This window comes from Modicisalibacter xianhensis, from assembly GCF_900113605.1.
GTDB lineage: Bacteria > Pseudomonadota > Gammaproteobacteria > Pseudomonadales > Halomonadaceae > Modicisalibacter > Modicisalibacter xianhensis.
In genome coordinates, this window is sequence record NZ_FOPY01000006.1 from 279674 (window position 1) to 285831 (window position 6158).

Here is a 6158-nt window from a genome sequence, read left to right on the forward strand (position 1 = left end):
CCGTGTCAGGCGCGTGGTGTGCGGGCGCCGAAGATGGCCGTGCCCAGGCGTACCAGGGTGGCACCCTCGAGTATGGCGGCCTCGAGATCGTCGCTCATGCCCATCGACAGCGTGTCCAGCGGGGCTTGCGGGTAGCGCTGGCGCAGGTCATCACGGAGCTGGCGCAAGCGGGCAAGCGGGCGGCGTTGTTCGGCCATGCTGGTAGCCGGTGCCGGGATTGCCATCAGCCCGCGCAGGCGCAGGTTGGGCAGGGCTATCACCTCGGCAGCCAGAGCGTCGAGGTCGTCCGGGTCAGCACCGGACTTGCTGGCTTCGCCGCTCACGTTGACCTGCAGGCAGATATTCAGCGGGCCCAGCGAGGCCGGGCGCTGTTCCGACAGGCGGCGAGCGATCTTGGCACGATCGACGCTATGCACCCAGGCGAAGTGTTCGGCCACGGCGCGGGTCTTGTTGGATTGCAGTGGGCCGATGAAGTGCCAGACGATGTCCGTCAGGTCAGCGAGTTCAACCTGCTTGTCGAGGGCTTCCTGCAGGTAATTCTCGCCGAAGTCGCGCTGACGGCAGGCATGAGCCTCGCGAATCAGGGCGGCGGGCTTGGTCTTGCTGACGGCCAGCAGGCAGGCGTCGTCGGCGGGGCGTCCTGCGCTTTCGAGCGCATCGGCCAGGCGCTGGCGTGCACGCTGGAGTGATTCGCGGACCTGAACGTCTGGCATACTGGACTCGACCTATATAACAAAGCAGGGGAACCGAATGGATATTACCGAACTGCTGGCGTTCTCGGCAAAGCAGAAGGCCTCGGATCTGCATCTCTCCGCCGGGTTGCCGCCGATGATTCGCGTCGATGGCGACATCCGGCGTCTCAACGTGCCGGCGATGGAGGACCGTGAGGTCCGCAAGCTGATCTACGACATCATGGGCGACCGGCAGCGGCGTGACTACGAGGAGTTTCTCGAGACCGACTTTTCCTTCGAGGTGCCCGGTGTGGCGCGCTTCCGTGTCAACGCCTTCAATCACGGGCGTGGCTCGGGGGCGGTGTTCCGTACCATTCCCTCCGAGGTGCTGACCATGGACACGTTGGGCCTGGGCGACGTGTTTCGCCGCCTGGCGTCGTTGCCCCGGGGACTGGTGCTGGTAACGGGGCCGACCGGCTCGGGCAAGTCCACCACCCTGGCGGCGCTCATCGACTATATCAATGAAACGCGATATGACCACATCCTGACCATCGAGGACCCGGTCGAATTCGTACACACCAGCAAGCGCAGCCTGATCAACCAGCGCGAGGTCCATCGCGACACGCACGGTTTCAGCCAAGCCCTGCGTTCGGCGCTCCGCGAGGACCCCGACGTGATTCTGGTCGGTGAGCTGCGCGACCTGGAAACCATTCGGCTGGCACTGACTGCCGCCGAGACCGGTCACCTCGTCTTCGGCACACTGCATACCACCTCGGCGGCCAAGACCATCGACCGCATCATCGACGTTTTTCCGGGTGACGAGAAGGCCATGGTGCGCTCGATGCTGTCCGAATCGTTGCAGGGCGTGGTCTCGCAGACCCTGCTCAAGCGGCAAGGGGGCGGTCGCGTGGCGGCTCACGAGATTCTGGTCGCGACGTCGGCGGTGCGTAACCTGATTCGGGAAGACAAGGTGGCGCAGATCTATTCGGCAATCCAGACCGGCGGCAACCAGGGCATGCAGACATTGGATGCCGCACTGGCGCGGCTGGTGGCGGAAAATGTGGTCTCCCGCCAGGAAGCCCAGACCAAGGCCAAGGGGCCGTTGCCCGAGACATATTGATTCAACCCCAGGCGGCTGCGGCCGATAGCAACAGGGAATAGCCGGAAGAGAGGGTGGCATGACGCCGAAAGAATGGCTGGAACAACTACTGGACATCATGGTCGAGAAACAGGCCTCCGACATGCTGATCTCGACCAACGCGCCGCCCAACCTGAAGCTCAATGGCAAACTGGTGCCGCTGGGTGACAAGCCGCTGTCCATTGCGCAGGTGCGCGAGCTGGTGCTGACGGCACTGCCCGACAACCTGCGCGGGCGGTTCGATGAGGTGCGCGAGGCCAACTTCGCGCTCAGCCTGCAGGGCAAGGGGCGTTTTCGGGTCAGTGCCTTCTTCCAGCGCAGCCAGATGGCGATGGTCATCCGTCGCATTGCCTTCGACATTCCGCGCCTCGATGCGCTCGGTCTGCCGTCGGCGCTCGGCGACCTGGCCTCGATCAAGCGCGGCCTGGTCTTCGTGGTCGGCGGGACAGGCACCGGCAAGTCGACCACGCTGGCCTCGATGATCCAGCAGCGCAACGAGACGGTGGGCGGCCATATCATCTGTATCGAAGATCCCATCGAGTACATTCACCCGCACCGGCGCGCGATCATCAACCAGCGTGAGGTGGGCATCGATACCGAGTCGTTCGAGGTGGCGCTCAAGAATACGCTGCGTCAGGCGCCGGATGTGATCCTGATCGGTGAAATCCGTACCCGCGAGACCATGGAGCATGCCCTGACCTTCGCCGAGACCGGGCATCTGTGCCTGGCTACGCTACATGCCAATAATGCCAATCAGGCGCTGGATCGCATCATCAACTTCTTCCCGCCCGAGCGGCACGATCAGATATGGCTGGATCTGTCGCTCAATCTCAAGGCGGTGGTGGCGCAGCAGCTTTTGCCGGCTGTCGATGGCCAGGGGCGGCACGCCGCCATCGAGATCCTGCTGCGCTCACCGCTGATCAGCGATCTGATTCGCAAGGGTGACGTCGGGGAAATCAAGAATGTCATGGCGCGCTCGCGCGACCAGGGCATGCAGACTTTCGACCAGGCCCTCTATGACCTCTACCGAGCAGGCAAGGTCAGCGAGGATGTAGCACTGGTGCATGCCGACTCGGCCAATGAGCTGCGCATGATGATCAAATACGGTGAAGGTGCGCGGAAGAATGCGGACGATGCCGCAGGTGCCGCCAGCCATCTATCGCTGCGTGACGGCGACGATTATTGATGTGGGGCAGCAGCGTCATGCGCTGTAGACCCCACCCAGGATGCGCGGGCCACGTGCGCCGGTAACCGAAGGCAGGTTGCCCGGTAGCGCTTCCAGGCGTCGCCAGGCCAGCCAGGCAAAGGCGCCGGCCTCCAGCCAGTCCGGCGACCACTCGATGTCCTCGCAGTGCATCAGGCCCAGCCCGGGCAGGCGTCGGCCCAGCCTGTCGAGCAGGTCACGGTTGTGAGCGCCGCCACCGCAGGGAATCAGGCGCACGGCACCGTTGGCTTGCTGATGATCGATGGCCTGTTCGACACCGAGGGCGACACTGGCTGCCGTCAGTTCGGCCAGGGTGGCCTGTACATCTTCCGGCACCTCGTCGCCGGTCAGGTGGCTGGCCAGCCAGTCCAGGTGAAACACTTCCCGGCCGGTGCTCTTGGGGGGCGGCCGATGGAAGAAAGGTTCCTCGAACAGGCGTGCTAGCAGCGAGGCGTCGACCTGGCCACTGGCGGCCCAGGCGCCATCGGCATCGTAATTACCTGGCCGATGGCGGAGATGCCAGGCATCGAGCAGGGCGTTGGCCGGGCCGGTATCGAAGCCGATCACCGGCGCATCGACGCTAGCCGGTGGGAGCAGGGTAATATTGGCGAAGCCGCCCAGGTTGAGAACCAGGCGCCACTCCTGCGGATCGCTGAACAGGGCGGCATGAAAGGCGGGCGCCAATGGAGCAGCCTGACCGCCGGCAGCCAGGTCGCGGCGCCGGAAATCAGCGACCACCCGGCAGCCGGTGAGTTCGGCCAGCAGGCTAGGGTTGTCGAGTTGCCAGGTGAAGGCGGCTGCGCTGTCGTCATCGTAGCCGTAGGGGGCATGTTCGATGGTCTGGCCATGACTGCCGATGGCAACGATATCCTCCGGCCCGGTTCCGCTCTTGACGAGCAGGCGGGCAACCGCCTTGGCCTGTAGTTGGCAAAAGGCCGTTTCGGCGCTGGCGAGTCGGGCTACGTCCACGGACTGGGCCTGGCACAAGGCCAGCAATTGGTTGCGTAGCGTGTCGGGCATGGGCAGGCCGACGGCATCGACCAAGGTCACGGGGCCTTCCCCGCAGCGCACCAGCGCCGCATCGATGCCGTCCAGGCTGGTGCCGGACATCAGGCCAACGAACAGGGGCATGCTCCTTACTCCTTCTTCATGGGCGCTCAACCGCCAGGTCAAGACATGCTAACATCCCGCCCCAATCGTACAGGCAACCGTTTTCACTGGAGAAGGAACGATGACCGACGTCGCCGATGCGCTGGCGCTGCTCAAGCGCGGCGCCCATGAGATCCTGCTCGAGGAAGAACTCGAGAAGAAGCTGGCTTCCGGGCGCAAGCTGCGTATCAAGGCCGGCTTCGATCCGACCGCGCCCGACCTGCACCTGGGGCACAGCGTCCTGTTGACCAAGATGCGCCAGTTTCAGGATATGGGGCACGAGGTCATCTTCCTGATCGGCGATTTTACGGGGCGTATCGGTGATCCCACTGGCAAGAACGTGACCCGCAAGCCGTTGACCGAAGACGAAGTGCGAGCCAACGCCCAGACCTACAAGGAGCAGGTCTTCAAGATCCTCGATCCCGAAAAGACCGAGGTGCGCTTCAACGCCGAATGGTTCAGCGAAATGAGCGCGGCTGACATGATCGAGCTCGCGGCCCAGAGCACCGTGGCGCGCATGCTCGAGCGCGATGACTTTGAAAAGCGCTACAAGGCCAACCAGTCCATCTCGATTCACGAGTTTCTGTATCCCCTGGTGCAGGGCTACGATTCCGTGGCGCTGAAGGCGGATGTCGAACTCGGCGGTACCGACCAGAAGTTCAACCTTCTTATGGGACGCGAGATCCAGAAGCACTTCGGTCAGGAGCCCCAGGTCGTGATGACCATGCCGCTACTCGAAGGGCTCGATGGCGTACAGAAGATGTCCAAGTCGTTGGGTAACTATGTCGGCTTCGATGAGGCGCCGGGCACCATATTCAACAAGCTGGTATCGATGCCCGACAGCCTGATGTGGCGCTACTACGAACTGCTCTCGCTGAAGAGCAACGAGGAAATCGATGCTCTCAAGCGTGATGTCGAGGCGGGCGCCAACCCGCGCGATATCAAGATGGAGCTGGCCCGTGAGTTGATTGCCCGCTACCACGGTGAAGAAGCGGCGGCCAATGCACACCGCTCGGCAGGCAATCAGTTGGCGGAAGGAGAGCTGCCCGAAGACCTGCCGGAAGTGAGTGTCGATTTCGAGGGCAGTGCGCAGGCGCCCATCGCAGCAGTGCTCAATCGTGCCAACCTGGTCAACAACAGTGCCCAGGCCAAGGACATGCTCGGCAATGGGCGTGTCAAGGTCGATGGCGAGGTGGTAGCTCGCGATCACATGCTCGATACCGGCAAGAGCTATGTGATCCAGGCAGGCAAGAAGCGTTATGCCCGAGTCACGTTGACCTGAAGTTCGAGTGCTGCGCTGCCTCCCTACACGCCCGCCTTGTGCGGGCGTTGTGTTATCCACAGCCGGTCTTGTATCGCGCCTGCCGGGTGGGTGTGGATAACGTGGCGGGCGGAAAGATGACCGGCGCATGATGCGCACGACAAATTTTTATGGCACAGGGCTTGTCAGGCCCGATCGGGACGCGTAGAGTACGCATCCGCTGCTGACGACGGACACACGTCGCTGGCGGTGAAGGTGGCGCAAGGCGCTGTTTTCGTTGGGGTTTTTCTCGCATCGGTGACGATCGCGGGTTGACGGAAACGCCCGGTCTGATAGACTGCGCCGCCACGATACGGGGTTCGCCCGGCAGGCCGGTTGAGGCTGGCAAATGACGGCGAACATGGCGCTTGACAGCGCGGCCCGGATCGGTAGAATACGCCTCTCTCGCAGCGAGGCCGCCCTGACAGGGCGAGAAGCGAAAGTCAAGTGACTCGCTTCGGCTGCAACGCTCCACTCTTCATAAGAGCCCGGAGCCGCTCTTTAACAATCGATCAGGTAATTCATGTGGGCGCTTGTCGATGAGGCGGTGACCAGTCACCGATCATCAAGGCAAGCGACTCGTCAAAGAGACGTTTGAACCTTGAGCCAAGTTTGGTCCGCTTAACGGACTGTATGATTTTAAACTGAAGAGTTTGATCATGGCTCAGATTGAACGCTGGCGGCAGGCCTAACACA

General features: G+C 62.8%; 5 protein-coding genes. 3 read left to right on the forward strand and 2 right to left on the reverse strand.

Translation table 11 applies throughout. From position 1 onward, the window contains the following. Positions 1-5 precede the first annotated feature (5 nt). Positions 6-713: a YggS family pyridoxal phosphate-dependent enzyme gene (locus BM194_RS09305; protein ID WP_092845999.1), complete on the reverse strand. Its 708-nt coding sequence runs from the start codon at positions 711-713 to the stop codon at positions 6-8. Positions 714-750: 37 nt separating this feature from the next. Between BM194_RS09305 and BM194_RS09310 the strand changes: the two genes are divergently transcribed. Further along, positions 751-1791, forward strand: a complete 1041-nt coding sequence (locus tag BM194_RS09310) for a type IV pilus twitching motility protein PilT (protein ID WP_092846001.1) — start codon at positions 751-753, stop codon at positions 1789-1791. Positions 1792-1849: 58 nt separating this feature from the next. Beyond that, positions 1850-2995: a PilT/PilU family type 4a pilus ATPase gene (locus BM194_RS09315; RefSeq protein WP_092846003.1), complete on the forward strand. Its 1146-nt coding sequence runs from the start codon at positions 1850-1852 to the stop codon at positions 2993-2995. 15 nt (positions 2996-3010) lie between these two features. Here the strand turns inward: BM194_RS09315 and BM194_RS09320 are convergent, their stop codons facing one another. After that, positions 3011-4144 (reverse strand): anhydro-N-acetylmuramic acid kinase, encoded by a 1134-nt coding sequence (locus BM194_RS09320; RefSeq protein ID WP_092846005.1) that lies wholly within the window; start codon positions 4142-4144, stop codon positions 3011-3013. Between the two features lie 100 nt (positions 4145-4244). Between BM194_RS09320 and tyrS the strand changes: the two genes are divergently transcribed. Then, entirely contained in the window at positions 4245-5444 is a 1200-nt protein-coding gene (tyrS, locus tag BM194_RS09325) for a tyrosine--tRNA ligase (RefSeq protein WP_092846007.1), read from the forward strand. Positions 5445-6158: the final 714 nt, after the last annotated feature.

Bases quoted from the DNA above. Each gene is read 5' to 3' on its own strand.
- BM194_RS09305 (WP_092845999.1), bottom strand. From the start codon at position 713: ATGCCAGACGTTCAGGTCCGCGAATCACTCCAGCGTGCACGCCAGCGC.
- BM194_RS09310 (WP_092846001.1), top strand. From the start codon at position 751: ATGGATATTACCGAACTGCTGGCGTTCTCGGCAAAGCAGAAGGCCTCG.
- BM194_RS09315 (WP_092846003.1), top strand. From the start codon at position 1,850: ATGACGCCGAAAGAATGGCTGGAACAACTACTGGACATCATGGTCGAG.
- BM194_RS09320 (WP_092846005.1), bottom strand. From the start codon at position 4,144: ATGCCCCTGTTCGTTGGCCTGATGTCCGGCACCAGCCTGGACGGCATC.
- tyrS (WP_092846007.1), top strand. From the start codon at position 4,245: ATGACCGACGTCGCCGATGCGCTGGCGCTGCTCAAGCGCGGCGCCCAT.